Origin of the sequence: Streptomyces sp. NPDC002476 (genome assembly GCF_042889785.1) — a bacterium.
Lineage (GTDB): Bacteria > Actinomycetota > Actinomycetes > Streptomycetales > Streptomycetaceae > Streptomyces.
The window spans coordinates 68,930-88,870 of sequence record NZ_JBIARH010000004.1; the positions used below are offsets into that span (position 1 = coordinate 68,930).

The window sequence follows — 19,941 nt, forward strand, 5'->3', positions numbered from 1 at the left end:
GAACGGCCTGTGCACCCCAATCGCCCGGTGCGACCAGGAATGGGGGAGCGCGTTCGACCTTGACGCGCGCCGGTGGCTCACGCCGTGGCGCGCGTCCCTCGAAGAGGTGAGATGAGACCTCTTCGAAACATCGACCATTTAGTAGACCCATCGCGTTCAGCGCATCACATACCACGGCGTATTCGCCCAACGACCTGGCCTTACAAGGTATTTGACGCCGTCTGATCATGCAGAAACGTGCCTGTCAACGCATGAATATGCGACCGGGCCGACCTCCCGCACGCCCCCTACTATCGGCTCGCCATGACAGCAGCAGGGAAGCACCAGGTGAGCCGGGCGGAGACGCCCCGGCGCGGCAGCCGGCAAGGACGAGCGGGAATCCGGGACGTGGCCGCCGCCGCCGGGGTCTCCATCACGACCGTCTCCGACGCGCTCAACGGCAAGGGCAGGCTCCCGGACGCCACCCGCCGCCATGTCCGCGAGGTCGCAGAGCGCCTGGGCTATCGCCCGTCCGCCGCGGCCCGAACCCTCCGTACCGGCAAGTCCGGCCTCATCGGCCTGACCGTGACGACGTACGGCGACGAACCCTTCACGTTCACCGAGTTCGCGTACTTCGCCGAGATGGCCAGAGCGGCCACCTCCGCGGCGCTCGCCCGCGGCTACGCACTCGTCATCCTGCCCGCCACCTCGCGCCACGACGTCTGGTCGAACGTCGCCCTCGACGGCACCGTCGTCATCGACCCCTCCGACCAGGACCCGGTCGTCACGGAGCTCGTACGGCAAGGACTGCCCGTCGTGTCGGACGGACGCCCGGCCGGCGCCCTCCCGGTCACCGCCTGGGTCGACAACGATCACGGCGCCGCCGTGCTCGACCTCCTCGACCACCTCGCCTCCGCCGGGGCCCGACGCATCGGCCTGCTCACCGGCACCACGACCGACACGTACACCCGCCTCTCCACCACCGCGTACCTGCGCTGGTGCGAGCGCGTGGGCCAGGACCCGGTGTACGAGTCCTACCCCGCCCACGACCCGTGCGCGGGCGCGGTCGCCGCAGACCGGCTGCTCGCCCGCCCGGACCGTCCCGACGCCGTCTACGGGCTCTTCGACCCCAACGGCACCGACCTCCTGGCGGCCGCCCGCAGATACGGGCTGCGCGTCCCCGAGGACCTGCTGCTGGTCTGCTGCAGCGAGTCCACCGTGTACGCGACGACCGAGCCGCCCATCACCACCCTCTCGCTCAAACCGCGCAGAATCGGCACGGCGGTCGTCCAGCTCCTCATCGACGCCATCGAGGGCGTGGATCACGGCGGCCCGGTGGAGCAGGTCATACCGACGGAGCTCATCGTCCGGACGTCCTCGCAACGCCGTCCGCCCCGCACCACGGTCAGCGCGCCGCGCTCCCCCGCCAGGGATTGAACAGACGAATTCGGACCAAACGGCCGGTGAGCCGGACATGCTCCGGGATTCACCACCCCTGGTGCGTCACACAGCACGATTCGCATTCCTATGATGGGCGCACGACACCGCGGACCGCCCCGACCAGCAGGCCCGTCAGGTGTACGGCGGCGCGACGGTGGTGGAGGGGTCGATGACACAGGGGGCCGGTCAGGAACCCGTGGTGCGGACTGCGACGTTGCGCGACTTCCGCGTGCCGCCCTACGCGCAGACCCCGGTACCGCCCGCGTCCCCGCATCCGGGCAACGCCCTGCCCGGGGACGCGCTGCCGGACGGGTACACGCCCACCGAACGCGACCTCCCGGTGATCAACCGCGGTGACACCGTCCAGGTACAGGCCGTGCCGGAACCCTGGCCGACCCGCGAGCCGGGACTCGGGCCGCTCTACGTCGTCGGCGACGTCCACGGCTACCTGGACGAACTGGTCGCCGCCCTCGCCGAGCAGGGACTCATCGACTCCGACGGCAGGTGGGCCGCGGGCAACACCCGGCTCTGGTTCCTCGGCGACTTCACCGACCGCGGTCCGGACGGCATCGGCGTCATCGACCTCGTGATGCGCCTCTCCGCCGAGGCCGCCGCCGCGGGCGGGTACTGCAAGGCGTTGATGGGAAATCACGAGCTGTTGCTCATCGGCGCCAAACGATTCGGCGACACGCCGGTGAACTCGGGCGCGGGCACTGCCACCTTCCAGGCCGCCTGGCTGCTCAACGGCGGCCAGAAGAACGACATGGAGCGGCTCCAGGACGTCCACCTCCAGTGGATGTCCCGCCTCGACGCGATCGTCGAGGAGGACGGGCATCTGCTGATGCACTCCGACACGACGGCGTACCTCGACTACGGCAGCACCATCGAGGACGTCAACGACACGGTGCACGCCATTCTCACGCGCAACGACGCCGACGAGTGCTGGGACCTCTTCCGCAAGTTCACCAAGCGGTTCGCCTTCCGTGACGACGCGGGACCGCAGACCGTACGGGAACTGATGGCCGCCTACGGCGGACAGCGCATCGTCCATGGTCACAGCCCCATTCCCTACCTCCTCGGCGAGGTCGGGTCGGAGGACGGAGAGGACAGCTCGGGTCCCGTGGTCGAAGGCCCGCACGTGTACGCCGACGGGCTCGCCATCGCCATGGACGGCGGAGTGACCATGGCCGGAAAGCTGCTGGTCGTCCAACTCCCCCTGCATGACTGACGGTTTTACGGGAAGACGCTTCCACGACCTGACCACGACGAGCACCGGGCCTATTTCCGGAAACCCCCTGTCACCGCGTGCCGTGGTCGCTCTACCATCGGCGTATCCGTAGCAGGCTCTCCTCCGTTTCCGCCCAACTGCCCGGCATTGACGGGCCATCGGGCCCGACGGAGCATCGGGGGATGCACATGAGAAGCGCTCCGCACCTGCTGACCGAGGACCGCCCCGAGTACGAGCGGATCCTCGACGACGCACTGCGCCACGCCCATCGACGGCCGGATCTGGCCGCCGTCGGCGAACGGCTCAACGCCGTACAGCTGCGCACCATGGCGCTGGCCGCCACGGACATGATCACGGCGACGGCGGCCACCGAGTACGACCACTACGTGCGGGCCCGTGAGGAACTGCGCGGCGCGGCCGACGGAGAGGACCCGCCCGCCGGATCGGACACGGACCGTCCGGGCCGGTCGGGCGCCGGCGCGGGAGCGGTCGTCACGGTCCTCGCGCCCGTGCTCGCCGGCACCGCCGCGTTCATATTCCTGCTGGTCGGCTATCTGCTGAAGCTGCTCAGTCCGCCGCCCGCCTTCGCCTCGACCCTGGTCACCGCGGGCTGGTTCTTCGCCGTGGTCATGGCCGCCGCCATCCTGGTCGCCGCCGTCGGACTGCTGATCACCGCGCTGCGCAACGGCTCCGCTTCGGAGAACGCCGTACGCGACGAGACCGAGCTGCCGGAGGACGTGGCGCGGGCCCGGGAAGCCTGGCGGCACGCGCTGCTGGAACGCGGCATCCTGCCGTTCCTGCGCGACGCCCTCGACGACCCCGAGGCCGCGTCCACCGCACGCACACCACAGCGCTCGCCGAACCGCATCCCGAAAGTCGGCTACAGCCGCCCCGACTTCTCCGGCCCGGACGAGGGCCCGGCCGCGGGCCCCCGGCCGACCTTCACCAGCCCGGACTTCACCAGCCCCGACTTCGGCAGCCCCGAGCACGACGTGGAATGACGGCGCCGCCGCACGTGCCCCTCCCCCGGAGCCCGGTCACGCGGGCCCCGCACCACACCCCCTCCACCCCGCCCCGGGCCCTGGTCCGGGCGGACCAAGGATGCGGACGGGCCGCGCCCGGTCACAGATCCCAGGACCTCGGGCGCGGCTGCCCCTCCCACTCGGGACGGAGCAGCGAGAACACCGCGACGTCGTACCGCCGCCCCCGGTGCAGGCACGCCGACCGGCTCACCCCCTCCCGGGTGAACCCCGACCCGTCGAGGACGGCGAGCGCGGCCGCGTTGTCCGCGTGGGTGACGGCCCGGAGGCGGTACAGGGGAAGCTCCCCGAACGCCAGATCCGTCAGTGCGTCCAGAACCCGCGTGCCGTATCCGCGACCACGGTGCCGCGGGGACAGCAGCAGCTCGACGTCGGCGGTGCCGTCGGCGTAGTTCTGGTCGGTGAGGGCCGCGTGGCCCACGGGGGTGCCGTCGGCGAGCACGATGAGGAAGTCGTCCCGGTCCTGGTCCTCCTGATCGCGCTCGATCTGCTCGCGCAGCGAGGCGAGCGAACGCGGCCAGACCCCCATCACATGGGCGGTCGCCGGATCGCACCGCCACTCCTGCAACAGCTCGGCGTCCTCGGTCTCGACGGCGACGAAGGCGATGTCCCGCCCGCGCCAGCACGGCTGCCGGTCCGCTTCCACCACCCGCACCGCGTCCGTCGTGTCCACTGCGTCCCGCGCCTGTGTCGTGTCCGCCCTCTGCCCCGTCATGCCGCTCATGCGCGGATACTACGGAGACCCGGCCGTCGCGTTCATCCGTTTTCCGCCCCCGCGGGCGCGGTTTCCGTGTGGCCGGTGAGGAACCCGGGGAGGCGGGACCACGACGAAGGCAATGCGGGGGCGGACCGGGCACGGGGGCGAGCGAGGCGAGGGGGGCGGAACCCTGCGCTCCGCCTCTCTTGTCGCCCTGGTCGGCTCTCGCCTCAGTCCGCGACGGGCAGGTAGACGCGGTTGCCCGCCGCCGCGAACTCCTTCGACTTCTCCGACATCCCCGCCTCGACCTCGGCCTGCGACACCCCGTGTTCACGCCGGATGCCCTGGGAGATCTTCATCGAACAGAATTTCGGGCCGCACATCGAGCAGAAGTGCGCCGTCTTCGCCGGCTCCGCCGGCAGCGTCTCGTCGTGGAACTCCCGTGCCGTGACCGGGTCGAGCGCCAGATTGAACTGGTCCTCCCAACGGAACTCGAACCGGGCGTCGGAGAGCGCGTCGTCCCAGTCCTGCGCCCCCGGATGCCCCTTGGCGAGATCCGCGGCGTGGGCCGCGATCTTGTACGTGATCACGCCGGTCTTCACGTCGTCGCGGTTCGGCAGACCGAGGTGCTCCTTGGGCGTTACGTAGCAGAGCATCGCCGTGCCCCACCAGGCGATCATCGCCGCGCCGATGCCCGAGGTGATGTGGTCGTACGCCGGAGCGACATCGGTGGTCAGCGGGCCGAGCGTGTAGAAGGGCGCCTCCTCGCAGATCTCCTGCTGGAGATCGATGTTCTCCTTGATCTTGTGCATCGGGACATGGCCCGGCCCCTCGATCATGGTCTGGACGCCGTACTGCTTGGCGATCGTGTTCAGCTCCCCGAGCGTGCGCAGTTCGGCGAACTGCGCCTCGTCGTTGGCGTCCGCGATCGAGCCGGGGCGCAGCCCGTCGCCGAGCGAGTACGTCACGTCGTAGAGGGCGAGGAGTTCGCAGAGCTCCTCGAAGTTCTCGTAGAGGAACGACTCCTTGTGGTGGGCGAGACACCACGCCGCCATGATCGAGCCGCCTCGCGAGACGATGCCGGTCTTGCGGCGGGCGGTCAGCGGAACGTACGGCAGGCGTACGCCGGCGTGCACCGTCATGTAGTCGACGCCCTGCTCGGCCTGTTCGACGACGGTGTCCCGGTAGATCTCCCAGGTCAGCTCCTCGGCCTTGCCATCGACCTTTTCGAGGGCCTGGTAGAGGGGCACGGTGCCGATCGGCACGGGCGAGTTGCGCAGAACCCACTCACGGGTGGTGTGAATGTTGCGGCCGGTGGAAAGGTCCATGACCGTGTCGGCGCCCCACCGCGTCGCCCACGTCATCTTCTCCACCTCCTCCTCGATGGAGGACGTCACCGCGGAGTTGCCGATGTTGGCATTGACCTTCACCAGGAACCGCTTCCCGATGATCATCGGTTCGATCTCGGGGTGGTTGACGTTGGCGGGCAGCACGGCCCGGCCCGCGGCGATCTCCTCGCGCACCACCTCCGGCTCGACGTTCTCCCGGATCGCCACGTACTCCATCTCCGGGGTGATCTCACCCCGCCGGGCGTACGCGAGCTGGGTCACCGGTCGGCCGTCCCGGCTGCGGCGCGGCAGCCGGGGCCGGCCGGGGAAGACGGCGTCGAGATTGCGCAGCCCTTCCCCGAGCTGTCGGCTTCGCTCGAGCAGGGGAGACCCCATACGCGGCGAGGTGTGCTTGAGCCCGTCGTCCTCGGGCCGGACGGGCCGGCCCGGGTACTCCTCGGTGTCGCCCCGCGCGGTGATCCAGTTCTCCCGCAACGACGCGAGCCCGCGACGGACGTCGGTCTCGACGTCGGGGTCGGTGTACGGCCCCGACGTGTCGTACAGCGTCACGTCCTTGCCGTTGGTGAGGTGTACCTGACGGACCGGCACACGGATGTCGGGGCGTGGCCCCTGGACGTATCCCTTGTGCCAGCCGATGGACTTCCCGGCCTCGTCGCTCTGGCTGGAGGCAGGCGTGCGTGCGTCCGATGTGGTCATGAGACCTACTCCCTACGCCGGCATTACCCGGTAACAGGTTCAGCGGTCGGCGCAGCTCGTCCCGTACGGACGTACGGATATCAGCGCCCTCTCAGCCCGGTGCTCCGAGCTCCCGCGTGTGCAAAGGTTCCTCCACGCTAGCGCCCCGTCCGGCGGAATGAACAGAGGGTCCCTTGCCTCCTTGCGATGATCGCCCGGTGACGTCCCTCCCCAGCGTTTCCGAACCGCCGAGTCCCCATCACGGCCATACGCACGCCCACGGCCCCGCGGCGCCCGTCTCCAGACATCTGCGGAAGGTCATCGCGGCTGTACTGATCCCGTTCGCCGCCGCGGTCCTCGCCGGACTGGTGGTGCTCTGGCCGGGCGGTGCGCCACCGCACGAACGAACCGGTGTCGGCTTCGACCGGCAGACCCAGCAGGGCAAGGTGGTGAACGTCGACACAGTGGACTGCAAGGAGGTGAACGCCTCTCAGATGCCGGTCGGCGGCGAGACCGTTCCGCAGTCGGCGGGCCGCACCGGGCTGTGCGCGAAGGCCACGGTCGAGGTGACGACCGGTCACGACAAGGGCCGGCGGTTCGTGGAGATCGTCCAGCCCGACGCACCGCGTCAGCTGCGCGAGGGGCAGGGCGTGGTCGTGGCGTACGCCCCGGACGCGCCCCACGACCTGCAGTACTCGGTGACCGATGTGAACCGGAAGTTCCCGATGGCGCTGCTGGCCGGGATCTTCGCCCTGGTCGTGGTCGCGGTGGGCAGGATGCGCGGGGTGATGGCGCTGATCGCGCTCGCCGTGTCGTTCGCCGTGCTGACCCTGTTCATCCTCCCGGCCATTCTCCAGGGCTCGAATCCGCTGATCGTGGCGGTGGTCGGGTCCAGTGCCATCATGCTGATCGCGCTCTACATGTGCCACGGGCTCACCGCCCGCACCTCGGTCGCGGTGGTGGGCACACTGATCTCGCTCCTGCTGATCGGGCTGCTCGGCTCGCTGTTCATCGGCTGGGCGAGCCTGACCGGCAACACCGACGACAGCACCGGCCTCATCCACGGCCTGTATCCGCGCATCGACATGAGCGGCCTGCTGCTGGCCGGCGTCATCATCGGTTCGCTCGGGGTGCTCGACGACGTGACGGTCACCCAGACGTCGGCCGTCTGGGAACTGCACCAGGCGAACCCGACGATGGGCGTGCGGGGGCTCTACCGGGCGGGGATCAGGATCGGGCGCGATCACATCGCCTCGGTCGTCAATACGCTGGTGCTCGCCTACGCGGGCGCCGCGCTGCCGTTGCTGCTGCTGTTCTCGATCGCCAGGAGCAGCGTGGGCACGGTGGCCAACAGCGAGCTGGTGGCGGAGGAGATCGTACGGACGCTGGTCGGTTCGATCGGGCTGGTCGCATCGGTGCCGGTGACGACGGTGCTCGCCGCGCTGGTGGTCTCCGCGGACCGCACAGGGCTCGGCGCGGAAGCCGGAGCTCCAGCACCCGTACGGACCGGGAAGGGCCGCCGCCGCAGGGCGAAGCCATGAGCACCCCGGAACGAACATCGGCCGACAGACGAGGAGCGGTCCTGATTACGGAGAGCGATTCACCCATTCGGCGGATGCCGTGTTCGACCGGCGGGCACCAGTCGGCGACACCGTGTTCTTCAGCCGGCGTTCTGCTCCTCGGCGAGGATCCGGCCCAGGGCCTCCTCCAGGTTTCCCTCGAAGTCACCCAGCGTGCGCTCCTGTCCGAGCGGCACGAGCTTGTCGGTCCGGTCGAGAAAAGCCACGAGCGGCGCCGAACCAGCCCGGAAGAGGGCGCGGTCGGCGCCCACCTGAAGGCGGATGTGTACATCGGAAAGCCCCTCGGGATCCGTGGGCCCGATGTGCACATCGCCGTCGCCACTGGGGCTGTTGAGGCCGTCGAGCAACAACTCACGGCCGAATGCCCAGGTGACGGGGGCGTCACCGGGCAGATGGAAGGTCATCCGAATCGCATACGGATCACACACTTCGTACCGGAGTTCCACCGGGATCCGGAAAGAGAGCTCCTCGGAGACGAGAAAGCTCATCATGACCTCAGCTTGAACCGACTCGCGCATCGTTCAACCCCGCAGTAGATGAATCTGGCCAGGAATGATCCCCCATGGCCCTATTGACGCCATCGTGGTGCACGCGATAGCAGATCACAAGGAGTGATTTTTCAGATACTGATAGAGAACACGAACGAACGCAAGAGGCTGGCCACCTCACCACGTAGTTGTTCGACTGCAGGGAGCAATCGGCATTCCTGTTCCAGGGGTACTGAAATCGCCATGGCGGCGGCGGTGAAGCCGGCGGTGATCGGGATAGCCGCACAGACCGTTCCCAGGGCGTACTCCTGCCGTTCGATGACGGGTTCCATGCGCTCCAGCGACCGCAGCCGCTCCAGGAATGTCGCACGGTCCCTCACCGAATACGGGGTCAGCGGCCGTACCGGATGCCGGTTCAGGTGGTCCTCGCGCGCCTTCTCGTCCAGTCGGCTCAACAGGCACTGGCCGATCGCGTGTGCGTGCCCGGTCTCCCGGAAGGACGCCCATTCGCGCACGGCGGGCATGGCGGGGTCATCGGCGACCGCGACGAGTTCGATCTCGCCCTCGCGGTAGACGGCGCAGTACACGGGGACACCGATGGCCTCGCGCCAGCGGCTCAGCGACTCGGACATCCTGCTGCGACGATTCTGCGGCGTACCCTCGGCGGTCAGACGCTCGGCGGCGGCGCCGAAGCGGAACACTCCGCTGTCACGACGCAGATAGCCCTCGTGCGTCAGGGTGCGCAGCAGGTGATAGGCCGTGGGAAGGGGGAGCCCCGCCTCCCTGGCCAGCTGCTTCGCGGGCGCCCCGTCGCGATGCGCGCCCACTGCTTCCAGCAGCCTCAGCGCTCGCTGCACCGAGCCGATCAGGGTCGGGGAAGCGGTGCTCGATGCCGTGGTCAACGGTCACCCCCAGGCATGGTGACGGGCGGTCAGCCCGCCTGTGGGGGCCTCCCCCACAGACCGCCGCATGGCTGGGTCCGAGGGCCGAACACCGTGCAAACCACTGGTCATTGTGGTGACGGTCAGTTAATTCCCAGGTGGCGGCAGTGGAATGCCACCATATCGGCCGTATCCCCAAGGCGCGTTGTTTCGTTCCTGGCTTAGCTCAGCTGGGCTAACACCATGGCTGGTTTCCGATCCTCCTGATTACTACCAGCCACCATCTGAGGAGGACATGACCTTGCGCACGACGAAGACGAAACCGCCGACCAGGATCACGAAGAGCAGGATCTTGAAGAGCAGGCCGATCACGAAACCGAGCACGCTGGCGATCAGTCCCCCGAACACGACAATCGCGATCACCGGCACCGCGATCCACTTCACCCACCAGGGCATCCCGGCGAATATCTCCCGTACAGCCATCGTCCTCGCCTCATCTCTGTGCGTCCGTGCTCCGACACTCCCGATGCTAGAGGCGCGAAGGCACCGTAGGGGTTTTCCGCACCCCTTGCCGTCCCCTGATCGACCCCCTAAGGGCTGTCCCGTAATCCGTGGTGGACCAGCGCGCGGCGTCGGATGTGGTGCATCGCAAGGCGGAGGGGCGTCCGCATACTGACGTATGCGGATGTTCCGACAACGCGGCGAGGTGCCGCAGCCGTCGTCGCGCGCCCGCCAGGGATTACGGGACAGCCTTTAGGAATCCCTGACACCGGAACGTCCCTCCGGATGAGCGCCCCGTTCGGGGGGACGCTCAGCTCTCCGGCGGGGAGAAGACGACCACGACCCGCAGGTCCTCGGTGATGTGGTGGAACTTGTGGGGGGCCCCGGCCGGTACGTACACCACGCTCCCCCGGCCCACCTGTGTGGTCTCCGTGCCGACCGTGATCGAGCCGCGTCCGCTGACGACGAAGTAGACCTCGTCCTCCCGGTGCGGCTGCTGCGGGTCGAGCTCACCCGCGTTCAGCGCGTACAGGCCGACGGACATGTTCCGTTCCTTCAGGAACTGCAGGTAGGCGCCGTTGTTGGCTGCCCGTTCCGCTTCCAGTTCGTCCAGTCTGAACGCTTTCATTACCGTCCGCCCTTTGTTTCCCGATCCTGCCGGTGTCCGCCACCGACCGTGTCTGCCACGATCAGACACATGAAGAATTTCCTAGTCAAGACGATCGCCAACGCGGGTGCGCTGGCCGTGGCCATCTGGCTGCTGGACAACATCACGCTGGAGGGCGGCAGCACCGGGCGCAAGGCCCTCACACTGGCCCTGGTCGCCCTGATCTTCGGCCTGGTGAACTCCGTGGTGAAGCCGGTCGTGCAACTGGTGACCCTGCCGCTCTTCTTCCTCACGCTGGGTCTGTTCACCCTGGTGGTCAACGCGCTCATGCTGATGCTGACCTCCTGGCTGGCCGGTGTGTTCGACCTGAGCTTCCACGTCAGCGGCTTCTGGACCGCCGTGCTCGGCGGCCTGATCATCTCGATCGTGTCGTGGGCGCTGAACGTGGTGCTGCCGGACAAAGACTGATCCGGCAACCGCTGGAAACGGTCTGCAACGGTGGGGTGGACCGGCGACCGGCCCGCAAGAGCGACGAGGAGCGGCATGGACACCATGGGTGACGGAACCAGGGCGGTGCGGGCCGGGCTGCCCGGCCCGGTCCTCGCCGCGCACTTCCATCTCTCCGGCGACCCCACCGGCCCGTACACCTACGGGCGGGACACCAATCCGACCTGGACCCACCTGGAGCGCGCCATCGGCGAGCTGGAGGCTCCGGGGGAACTGGTCGAGACCGTCGTCTTCGCCTCCGGCATGGCGGCGCTCTCGGCCGTGCTGCTGTCCCGGGCCCGCACCGGCGACGTGGTCGTGCTGCCCGACGACGGATACCAGTTGCTGCCGCTGGTGCGTGAGCAGCTGGAGGCGTACGGCGTCGAGGTGCGGACCGCGCCGACCGGCGGCGCCGCCCAGCTCGCGGCCCTTCGGGGCGCCGCTGCTGTGGATCGAGACACCGTCCAACCCGGGGCTCGACGTCTGCGACGTGCGTCGGCTCGTCGAGGCCGCGCACACGGCGGGCACGCTGGTGGCCGTCGACAACACCCTCGCCACACCGCTCGGCCGGCGCCCGCTGGAACTGGGGGCGGACTTCTCGGTGGCCAGCGATACCAAGGGCATGACCGGCCACGGGGATGTCCTGCTCGGCCACGTGACCTGCCGCGACCCCGGGCCGGCGGCGGGGGTGCGGCGCTGGCGCAAAGTAGTCGGCGCGATCCCGGGCCCGATGGAGGCATGGCTCGCGCACCGTTCCCTCGCCACGCTGGAGTTGCGCGTCGAACGCCAGTGCGCCAATGCCCTGGTCCTGGCCGAGGTGTTGGCCGGGCGCCGGGAGGTGACCGGGCTGCGCTATCCCGGCCTTCCGGGAGACCCCTCGTACCCGGTCGCCGTGCGGCAGATGCTGCGCTTCGGTTCCGTGGTGTCGTTCGTGCTGCCCGACCGGGAACGGGCCGAGCGCTTCCTGGCCGAGCTGCGGCTGGCCGACGACGCCACGAGTTTCGGCGGCGTGCGTTCCACCGCCGAGCGGCGGGCGCGCTGGGGCGGCGACGCCGTACCGGAAGGCTTCATCCGTTTCTCCGTCGGCGCCGAGAACGCGGCGGACCTGGTGGCCGACGTGGAGCGGGCGCTGGACACGGCGCTGGGCGCGGGCTGACCGTCACGGACGGCCCGAGCCTCCCCCCTCGCGGCTCGGACCGTCCCGGTTCCTCATGTGAAGAACCGCCTGCACAAGGCTAATTGACCCTCCGTCAGTGTCCAATCACCGAAGCGGCACCGACCTATCGACATATTTATAGTTGTACGGGTCCGAAGTGTCGCGACGGTGAGGGGGACAGGACATGGACCTGTCCCTGCTGCGTACGTTCATCACGGTGCACCGGGCCGGTTCCTTCACCAGGGCCGCCGCGCTGCTCGGCCTCTCCCAGCCCGCGGTGACCTCGCAGATACGCACCCTGGAACGCCAGCTGGGCCGGCCGCTCTTCCTCCGTGGGGCCCGGGGTGTGACGCCGACCACCGTCGGCGACGAACTCGCGCACCGGGCGGCGCCCCATCTGGATGCGCTGGTCGAGATAGCCGAGACCGAGCTGGACGAGGAGTCGGCCGTACGGACCCTGCATCTGGCCGGACCGCCCGAGTTCACGTCGGCGCGCGCCCTGCCCGCGCTCGCACCACTCGTCGCCCAGGGGCTGACCCTGCGCAGTTCGTTCTTCACCACCGCCGAGGAGACCTTGGAGGGACTGGCCGCCGGGCACCATGATCTCGTCATCACGACATCCCGCCCCCGCGGCGGGCTCCTCACGGCGACTCCGCTCTGCGACGAGGAACATGTGCTGGTCGCAGCACCGCGCTGGGCCGCGCGCCTGGGGCCGGGGGTCTCACGGCACAACGGGCCGGTGGTGCTGGAGCAGATGCCGGTCGTGGAGGTGCACGAAAGCCTGCCGTTCGTCTCCCGATACTGGTCCGCCGTGTTCGACACCCGGCCCGCCGCCGCGGGAACCGTGATCGCCCCGGACCTGCGGGCCGTCCTGGAGTGCGCGGCGGCGGGTGCCGGTCTCGCCGTGCTGCCGCGCTATCTGTGCGAGGGGGCGCTGGCACGCGGGGAGGTCGTCGCGCTCCTCGATCCTCCGGTGCCCCCGCTGCGCACCTACTTCCTGGCCGTGCGGACCGGCACGCTCGCGCTGCCGCACATCGCTCGGGCGCACGAGTGGCTGCTGGGTGCCGCAGCCGACTGGTGAGCGCGGGACGGCCCGGCGCCCTCCGGGTGTTTCAGAACCGGTTCAGTGGGCCACGCTCTTGCCATGACCGAACGGCCCGTGGTCAAGCGCACCGCACGCGCCATTCTGCTCGACGGCAACGACCTCGTCCTCATCAAGCGGACCAAGCCCGGGATGGACCCGTACTGGCTCACACCCGGTGGCGGGGTCGATCCCGAGGACGCGACCGTCGTCGACGCCCTGCACCGTGAACTGGACGAGGAGCTGGGCGCCAAGGTCACCGATGTGGTCCCCTGCTTCGTCGACACCGTCGAGCACATCGAGGGCGGCGGGGTGAAGGGCGTCAAGGTCCAGCACTTCTTCGTCTGCCGGCTGGAGTCGATGGACCCGTCCCGGCGCCACGGCCCCGAGATCGACGCTCCCTGCGGGGAGTACGAGATCGTCCGGGTGCCCTTCAGCCGGATGGGCATCGCGGCCGTTCATCTCGTACCGCTGTCGCTGCGGCACTACCTGGACGGCAACATCGAGGGTGTACGGGCGATGCACGCGCCCGACCTGGGCTGATACACCGGCCCGGGAGCAGCGGGCGCCGGGGCGGTGGTGCAGCGGCGTCGACCGGGTGCCTCGCCCCGCGGCCCCGTGCCGCAGCTCATGGATGCGCGCCGTGGACCGGCGCCGTACACCGGCAGGGCATGCCGAGCCCGTCGGGGCGCGCTGTGTACGCCGGGGGCGCGCCTTGCCCGTCGTCGGTCGTTCGTCAGCCGGGGGCGACGGCGGCCAGTTCCTCGACGGAGTCGTGCCGGATGCGTTCGGCCGGTATTCCGATGCCTCTGAGCGCGTCCACGCTGCTGCGGATCATGCCCGGCGGGCCCGAGAGATAGGCGTCGTACTCGTGCCACGGGCCGCATTCGCGCACGGCCTCCGACAGCAACCCTCGCAGACCGCCCTCCCGCTCCGGTCGGCCCATGGAGACCACTGGTCGCACCACGAGCCAGGGAAAGGTCTCCTGGAGACGCATCATCGTCTCGATGTCGTACAGGTCGCGATCGCTGCGGGCCCCGTAGAAGACCTCCACGGGGCGCCGGTCGCCGTGTTCCGCGACATCCTCGACCAGTGCCTTGATCGGCGCGATGCCCGTGCCGCCGCCCAGACAGAGCAGGCCGTTGTGGGTGGAGTGGTCGATCGTCATCGAGCCGCTGGGCGCGCCGAGCCGCACGATGTCGCCGGGGCGGGCCCGGTGCACCAGGGCGTTGGAGACCCACCCGGCCGGGACCGCCTTGACGTGGAAGGTGAGCAGACCGTCGCGGCGGGGCGCCGACGCGAAGGAGTAGTGCCGCCAGACCCGGGGCCACCAGGGCGTCTCCATGGCCGCGTACTGACCGGCGACGAAGGGGTAGACCTGATCGGGACGGACGGTGAGAACCGCTATGTCGCGCGTTCTCGGCTCGTGCGAGACGACCTCCGCGTGCCACCAGGCCGGAGCCCACTGCTCGTCCTCGGCGGCCGCGTCGATCATGATCTGCGATATCGCGGTGTAGGCACGGACCCAGGCCGCCTCGACCTCTGCGTCCCACACGGTGGCCGCATAGCGGCTCAGTGCTCCGAGAAGGGCCTCGCCCACCGCGGGATAGTGGCCGGCCAGTGTGCCGTACTTGCGGTGCCCCCGGCCCAGTTCGCCGAGGTACGCGGTCAGCGCTCGGGGAGAGTCGAACCGGTCGGCCGCGCCGAGGATCGCGCGGAACAGGCGATCGCGCTGCATGTCCATCGCGACCGGGAACATGGCACGCAGGTCGGGGCGCCGGGTGAAGAGCAGGGCGTAGAAGTACGAGGTTGCCTGGTCGGCGACGGGCGAAATCTCGGTCAGCGTGCGGTGGATCAGAATCGCGTCGGGAGATCTGTCCGTCTCGTCTTCGGTCCACCTGGTGGCCGGAGCATCCATACTGTGCCTCGCCTTGAACATCTGCTGGTCGCCTCGTACCCGGACGTCCGCAGTAGCTGCCTGCGGACGTGGTCGGGCTCCTGTTTATGGTCGACGGCCGGTTCACTGTCGACGGTTCCCCGCCGGTTCGCCATGCCATGAACGCATACCGCCGTGAACGCGGACCGGACACGTGGCGGAGGGTCTACGTATCCGGATCAGCTTTCCCGTTACGCTCCTTTGCCCCCTTGTGCAGGTTTTGAACCCATCACGGCCGTTCGTGTCCTCGGCCACGCCGGGCCGCGCTCCGTCCGGCCGCGTCGAGATCCGGCACCAGCCTCACCCGGAGGCGACCGAGAACGCGCACCGCCCCACCGGACCGGACCGGGAAGTGGCACGTGTCATGCGCCGAGGCTAGTACGTGCGGTTACTCCCGCCGTCGGACGCCCGGCCTGCCTGTTCCCGGCACCGTGTTTCACGTGAAACCACTCAAGCGCACCGCCCGCCGCAGGCTCCTCGTCGCCCATGCCGCCGTGTCCGTGAGCTGGCTGGGACTGACCGTCGGACTGCTGACACTCAGAATCGCGGCTTTCCGCACCAACGACCCGGAAACCGCCTGGGCGGCCACCCGGGCCATGAAGATCTTCGGGGACTGGCTGATCGTTCCGTTCGCGATGTTCTCCCTGCTCAGCGGCCTCGCCCTGTCGCTCGGTACGCCCTGGGGGCTGGCCCGGCACCGGGTCTTCTGGCTCACCTTGGTCGCCGCGGCACTGTCGGTCTTCGCATTGCGTCCCGCCATCGACGAAGCAGCGGCCCGTGGCTCCGTCGGCTTCGACCTGATCGTCGCCCCTACGGTGGCGACGACCACCTATCTGTTCGTCACGGCGATATCGGGAATGAAGCCCTGGGGGACGACCCGGCCCGGCCGTCGGCTGCACCGCACAGCCGACAAAGGTAAAGGAACGGTGGGTACGGGCAAAGGAGCGGCCGGTACCGGTAAAGGAGTGGACGCGATGTCCTCCCGTCGGTCAGCCTGACCCTCATGCCCACCCCGCTGCCCCGCCCGCTCGCCGGACTGCGCATCCGGCGTCTCACCCCGGGCGACCTGGTCGCCTGCGCCGATCTCTGCGAGGACCGCGGCTGGCCGCGCGACGAGCACCGATGGGGCCTGCTCCTGGCCGCGGGGACGGGCTACGGCATCGACGACCCCGAAGGGGGCGGCGGGCTGATCGCCACGTGCGTGGTGACCTCCTACGGCCCGCGACAGGCCGCCATCGGCATGCTGCTCGTCGCCGGACGCCACGCGCGTCAGGGGCTCGGACGGCGTCTGATGCGCCATGTGATCGACGAGACGGACGGCGCCTCCCTCATCCTGTACGCGACATCCGAGGGACGGCCGCTCTACGAACAACTCGGCTTCAAGGCGGTGGGCCGCACCGAACGGGTCACCGGCGCGTTCCGGCGGACGGACGACGGCGGGTGTGCCGTGGACATCCGTCCGGCCACGGCCGACGACCTGCGCGCCCTCGTCCGGCTCGACACGGACGTCTTCGGCAGCGACCGGACCCACGTCCTGGCCCGGCTGCCCGCGTACGCCGATCACTTGCGGGTCGCGGAGGATGACGGCGGACTCGTCGGCTACGCGGCGTCCTGGCCGAGCGCCGGTACCCAGGTCATCGGTCCGCTGATCGCCCCCGACAGCCTCACGGCCCGGGCACTGGTCGCCTCCCTCGCGGAGGTGACGGACCTGCCGTTGCGCGCGGACATCGACGCGCACCACACGGAACTGCTCTCCGGGCTCAAGGAGTGCGGTCTGCGAGCGGTCTCCGAGACCACGGTGATGACCTGCGGCATCCCGGACCTGCCGGGCGACTGGACCCGCCGCTATGCCCCGTTGACCGTAGCGATGGGCTGACTCCTCCGGTCCACCCGGGCCCCCGTTCGGCCCCTGCCGCCTCCCCCGCGATCTCCCGTTGCCGCCTCGGGCCGGGTCGTCGGCTTCTCCGGCTTCCCGCTGCGCCTCCGGGACCGAAGGGGTTGGGGCGCGCCATGCGAGCAGGCGTGATGCGGAACGGGCCGGGGAACCGGACGGCCGGGCTCAACACCGGACGGCGGAGGCCGTGACGGACTCGGGGCTGTGGCGGGCGACCAGTCGCCCCCGGCCGACGGGGCAGCGCTCCAGTGCGCCAAAGATCAGCGCGCGAGCGGCATGGCGCATCACCTTGAGGACCGCGGACTGCTGACGCGCTATCTCTGCGACACCGACCGGCGCGACATCTACACCGATGTCACCGAGGCCAGTCTCGCCCTGCCGGCCGCGGCCCGGCCGACCAACGACTCCGCGCTGCGCACCGCCTTGGACCAGGCCGCGAAGGACCCCGAACTGGCGCCGCTCGTCAACGTGGTCGAGCAGCTCAAGGCTCCGGCGCGGGTCTCCTGACTCACCGCACCGCCCGGACGGCCCCGCCCGAGCCGGGCGGTGCGGCATGCGTTCCTGCGGTGCCGGACGCACATCGGCCGAGCGGGTGCACGCATGGCCCAGGCGATTTTCCGCAGCAGCCAGGTGGTTCCTCTCACCGTCCGGGCACGTTCATGTCTCGGCCGAGTGATCTGCGTAGCCTGTCGGTCATGAGCGATCTGGACATACGCCCCGCCACCCCTGCCGACCTTCCCGCCGTCGTGGCCATGCTCGCCGACGACCCGCTGGGCGCCCGACGCGAGTCACCTGACGACCTCGTTCCGTACCACGCCGCGTACCGGCGGCTGGCGGACGACCCGAATCAGCGTCTGATGGTCGCCGTTCGCGAGAGCCGCGTCGTCGGGACCCTGCAACTGACGATTATCCCCGGACTTTCTCGGCGCGGTGCGACCCGCTCGGTCATCGAGGGCGTTCGCGTCCACGCCGACGAGCGCGGAAGCGGACTGGGGACCCGGATGATCGAGTGGGCCGTGGACGAATCCAGGCGCCTGGACTGCCAATTGGTCCAGTTGACGTCCGATGTGTCCCGGACCGACGCCCACCGCTTCTACGAGCGTCTCGGCTTCACCGCCAGCCATGTGGGCTTCAAGCTCACGCTCTGATCCACGGCCCGGTTCCCGGCCAAGAACCTCTGTCCCGAAGCCCGGGCCAGGAACCTCTGCCCGGAGCCGGCCCCTGAAGCGTCTGTCAGGAACCGGCCCGGGAACTTCCCTGCACCGCGTCCGTGGCGAACGATGCCAGGTCGGGGCCTGCGGTCCGCGCATTTCGCCGGGCGGGGATCCTCACCCCTGGGCAGACCTCGATCCGTTTCACGTGAAGCATGGTGACCGGACCGCACGAGTCGCACGACAGTCGCACGAAGCCCGGCGATCGGATCGCTCGAAGCCTTGTTGTCAGGCGTCGAGGCCCCGCCAACCGCTCTCGTCCACGCCGCCGGGAACCGCCGCCCCGGGATCGTACGGCTCCCGTGTGAAGACGAACGAGCCCAGGTCGAGGTGGTTCACGCTGCCGTCGCCGTTCCGGACGACGCGCAGGATCTCTCCCGCGTAGTAGCTGTCGCGACCGATCCAGGTGCCGTCCGGCAGAGCGGTGAACCGGGCTCCGCGGCCGGCGCCTCGCAGCGGCTGGAGATCCAGCCCGCCGTCCGGCTCCAGGCGCAGGATGTACGCCCCTACGCCCCAGTACCAGGGACCGGTCAGCGCGAGAAGCTCCGGGTCCGCCTCGGGCAGGGGGCGCCAGGGCTCCGGGATGCGGGGTTCGGCCTCGGCGACGATCTCGACGAGCTCGGCGGCGACACCGCCGACCACTGGCCCCGACGTGACGTTGGTCAGCACGACGGCTGCCACGTCGTCGTCGACGCTGAACCACAGGGCGGCGAGGAAGCCGGGCAGTGAGCCCGTGTGCCCGAAAAGCGTACGGCCGTTCCTTCGCTCTATCTGGAGACCCAGACCGTATGCGCCGTCCCAGTCGCCGGGCTGGGACGGCACGGAGGGCTCACGCATCTGCTCCACGGAGGCAGCGCAGAGCACCCGGTCATCCCCCTCGGCCAGGAAGGCCGCGAACCGGAGAAGATCCCCGGTCGTGGACCAGAGCTGGCCCGCCGGGGCCATCAGCCCGAGATCCTCGGCCGGTTCTGGCAGCATGACGTCCGCCCAGGGGTGGACGGCCCATCCACCCGCGTGCGGCGCCCGGGGGTGGGCGCTCGTGCGGTGCATGCCCAGCGGCTCCAGGATCTCGCGCCGGAGCACCTCACCCCAGCTCGCTCCGCGCATCTGCTCGACCAGCGAACCCAGCAGCGTGTAGCCGGGGTTCGAGTAGTGGTAGCGGTGGCCCGGGGGGTGCAGCTCCGTGCGTTCGCCGAGCACATCGGCCAGTTCAGGACGCAGCGTGCCGGGAGTCCTCTCCCACCACGGCGCGGGCGACTCGGCGCTCAGCCCCGCGCTGTGGCCCAGGAGTTGGTGGATGGTGACCGTGCCGACGCCCGTACCGGGCAGATGCTTCTCCAGAGGATCGTCCAGGTCCAGCAGCCCCTCGTCCCGGAGCCTCAGAACGAGTACGGCGGTGAAGGTCTTGGTGATCGAACCGACCCTGAACTGCGTGTCCGCGTCGGGTGCGTGGCCGTCCACGCAACTACGGGATCCGTTCCAGACGGTCCGTCCCCGCCGCTGCACCGCGGCCACGAGCGAAGGGGTCCGGCCTTCCGACTGTGCGGTGGCGATGCGGTGCAGCAACGCGCGCTGCGTACCGGGAAGCAGGTGTTCGGGTGAAGAAGTCATGCTCAACAACTACTCGCAGGAGCGCGGGACTGGCGAGCTCATTTCGGCGCGACGGGAACTCCACCGCAGCGGCCCCTCCCCCGGCGGCGCGGCCGATGCTT

General features: G+C 69.7%; 17 protein-coding genes, 3 pseudogenes and 1 riboswitch. Of the genes and pseudogenes, 12 read left to right on the forward strand and 8 right to left on the reverse strand.

Going from position 1 to position 19,941, the window contains the following annotated elements; translation table 11 throughout:
- The first annotated feature begins 303 nt into the window (after positions 1-303).
- The 3 genes from ACFYXM_RS06080 to ACFYXM_RS06090 all read left to right on the forward strand — a co-directional run bounded on the left by ACFYXM_RS06080 (position 304) and on the right by ACFYXM_RS06090 (position 3,648).
- The gene (locus ACFYXM_RS06080) at positions 304-1,416 is read left to right on the forward strand and encodes a LacI family DNA-binding transcriptional regulator (RefSeq protein ID WP_389287304.1); all 1,113 of its coding nucleotides are present in this window, start codon (positions 304-306) and stop codon (positions 1,414-1,416) included.
- A gap of 172 nt (positions 1,417-1,588) precedes the next feature.
- The gene (locus ACFYXM_RS06085; RefSeq protein ID WP_389287306.1) at positions 1,589-2,647 is read left to right on the forward strand and encodes a metallophosphoesterase; all 1,059 of its coding nucleotides are present in this window, start codon (positions 1,589-1,591) and stop codon (positions 2,645-2,647) included.
- Between the two features lie 182 nt (positions 2,648-2,829).
- Positions 2,830-3,648, forward strand: coding sequence for a hypothetical protein (locus ACFYXM_RS06090; protein ID WP_389287308.1), 819 nt, complete (start codon positions 2,830-2,832; stop codon positions 3,646-3,648).
- Between the two features lie 121 nt (positions 3,649-3,769).
- Here the strand turns inward: ACFYXM_RS06090 and ACFYXM_RS06095 are convergent, their stop codons facing one another.
- The gene (locus ACFYXM_RS06095) at positions 3,770-4,411 is read right to left on the reverse strand and encodes a GNAT family N-acetyltransferase (protein WP_389287310.1); all 642 of its coding nucleotides are present in this window, start codon (positions 4,409-4,411) and stop codon (positions 3,770-3,772) included.
- A 203-nt stretch (positions 4,412-4,614) separates the two neighbouring features.
- Complete coding sequence (gene thiC / locus ACFYXM_RS06100; protein WP_389287312.1) at positions 4,615-6,429, reverse strand: phosphomethylpyrimidine synthase ThiC; 1,815 nt, start codon at positions 6,427-6,429, stop codon at positions 4,615-4,617.
- A riboswitch (TPP riboswitch) is annotated at positions 6,422-6,555 on the reverse strand. It overlaps the preceding gene by 8 nt.
- A gap of 71 nt (positions 6,556-6,626) precedes the next feature.
- Here thiC and ACFYXM_RS06105 point away from each other — a divergent pair.
- A complete protein-coding gene (locus tag ACFYXM_RS06105; RefSeq protein ID WP_389287314.1) occupies positions 6,627-7,949 on the forward strand; it encodes a YibE/F family protein in 1,323 nt (440 codons plus the stop codon).
- A gap of 119 nt (positions 7,950-8,068) precedes the next feature.
- Here ACFYXM_RS06105 and ACFYXM_RS06110 read toward each other — a convergent pair whose 3' ends face one another.
- From ACFYXM_RS06110 to ACFYXM_RS06125, 4 genes are all read right to left on the reverse strand, one after another.
- Positions 8,069-8,506, reverse strand: coding sequence for an SsgA family sporulation/cell division regulator (locus ACFYXM_RS06110; protein ID WP_073790839.1), 438 nt, complete (start codon positions 8,504-8,506; stop codon positions 8,069-8,071).
- 101 nt (positions 8,507-8,607) lie between these two features.
- The gene (locus ACFYXM_RS06115; RefSeq protein WP_389287316.1) at positions 8,608-9,378 is read right to left on the reverse strand and encodes an IclR family transcriptional regulator; all 771 of its coding nucleotides are present in this window, start codon (positions 9,376-9,378) and stop codon (positions 8,608-8,610) included.
- A 249-nt stretch (positions 9,379-9,627) separates the two neighbouring features.
- Entirely contained in the window at positions 9,628-9,840 is a 213-nt protein-coding gene (locus tag ACFYXM_RS06120) for a DUF5326 family protein (RefSeq protein WP_389287318.1), read from the reverse strand.
- 328 nt (positions 9,841-10,168) lie between these two features.
- Positions 10,169-10,486, reverse strand: a complete 318-nt coding sequence (locus ACFYXM_RS06125; protein WP_389287320.1) for a cupin domain-containing protein — start codon at positions 10,484-10,486, stop codon at positions 10,169-10,171.
- Positions 10,487-10,555: 69 nt separating this feature from the next.
- On the opposite strand from ACFYXM_RS06125, the gene ACFYXM_RS06130 reads away from it, so the two are divergent.
- The 4 genes and pseudogenes from ACFYXM_RS06130 to ACFYXM_RS06145 all read left to right on the forward strand — a co-directional run bounded on the left by ACFYXM_RS06130 (position 10,556) and on the right by ACFYXM_RS06145 (position 13,731).
- Positions 10,556-10,933, forward strand: a complete 378-nt coding sequence (locus tag ACFYXM_RS06130; protein ID WP_389287322.1) for a phage holin family protein — start codon at positions 10,556-10,558, stop codon at positions 10,931-10,933.
- 75 nt (positions 10,934-11,008) lie between these two features.
- Positions 11,009-12,107 (forward strand): annotated as a pseudogene (locus ACFYXM_RS06135) (cystathionine gamma-lyase).
- Between the two features lie 184 nt (positions 12,108-12,291).
- Complete coding sequence (locus ACFYXM_RS06140; RefSeq protein ID WP_389287324.1) at positions 12,292-13,188, forward strand: LysR family transcriptional regulator; 897 nt, start codon at positions 12,292-12,294, stop codon at positions 13,186-13,188.
- A gap of 63 nt (positions 13,189-13,251) precedes the next feature.
- Complete coding sequence (locus ACFYXM_RS06145; protein ID WP_389287326.1) at positions 13,252-13,731, forward strand: NUDIX domain-containing protein; 480 nt, start codon at positions 13,252-13,254, stop codon at positions 13,729-13,731.
- A 193-nt stretch (positions 13,732-13,924) separates the two neighbouring features.
- Here ACFYXM_RS06145 and ACFYXM_RS06150 read toward each other — a convergent pair.
- Positions 13,925-15,064 (reverse strand): annotated as a pseudogene (locus tag ACFYXM_RS06150) (FAD-binding oxidoreductase); the annotation flags it as partial.
- 500 nt (positions 15,065-15,564) lie between these two features.
- Between ACFYXM_RS06150 and ACFYXM_RS06155 the strand changes: the two are divergent.
- From ACFYXM_RS06155 to ACFYXM_RS06170, 4 genes and pseudogenes are all read left to right on the forward strand, one after another.
- Positions 15,565-16,122 (forward strand): DUF2269 domain-containing protein, encoded by a 558-nt coding sequence (locus tag ACFYXM_RS06155; protein ID WP_389287328.1) that lies wholly within the window; start codon positions 15,565-15,567, stop codon positions 16,120-16,122.
- Positions 16,123-16,127: 5 nt separating this feature from the next.
- Entirely contained in the window at positions 16,128-17,000 is an 873-nt protein-coding gene (locus ACFYXM_RS06160) for a GNAT family N-acetyltransferase (protein WP_389287330.1), read from the forward strand.
- Between the two features lie 306 nt (positions 17,001-17,306).
- A pseudogene (locus tag ACFYXM_RS06165) lies at positions 17,307-17,525 on the forward strand (MarR family transcriptional regulator); the annotation flags it as partial.
- A 188-nt stretch (positions 17,526-17,713) separates the two neighbouring features.
- Positions 17,714-18,166, forward strand: a complete 453-nt coding sequence (locus tag ACFYXM_RS06170; RefSeq protein WP_389287332.1) for a GNAT family N-acetyltransferase — start codon at positions 17,714-17,716, stop codon at positions 18,164-18,166.
- Positions 18,167-18,457: 291 nt separating this feature from the next.
- Here ACFYXM_RS06170 and ACFYXM_RS06175 read toward each other — a convergent pair whose 3' ends face one another.
- Entirely contained in the window at positions 18,458-19,840 is a 1,383-nt protein-coding gene (locus ACFYXM_RS06175) for a serine hydrolase domain-containing protein (protein WP_389287334.1), read from the reverse strand.
- Positions 19,841-19,941 lie beyond the last annotated feature (101 nt).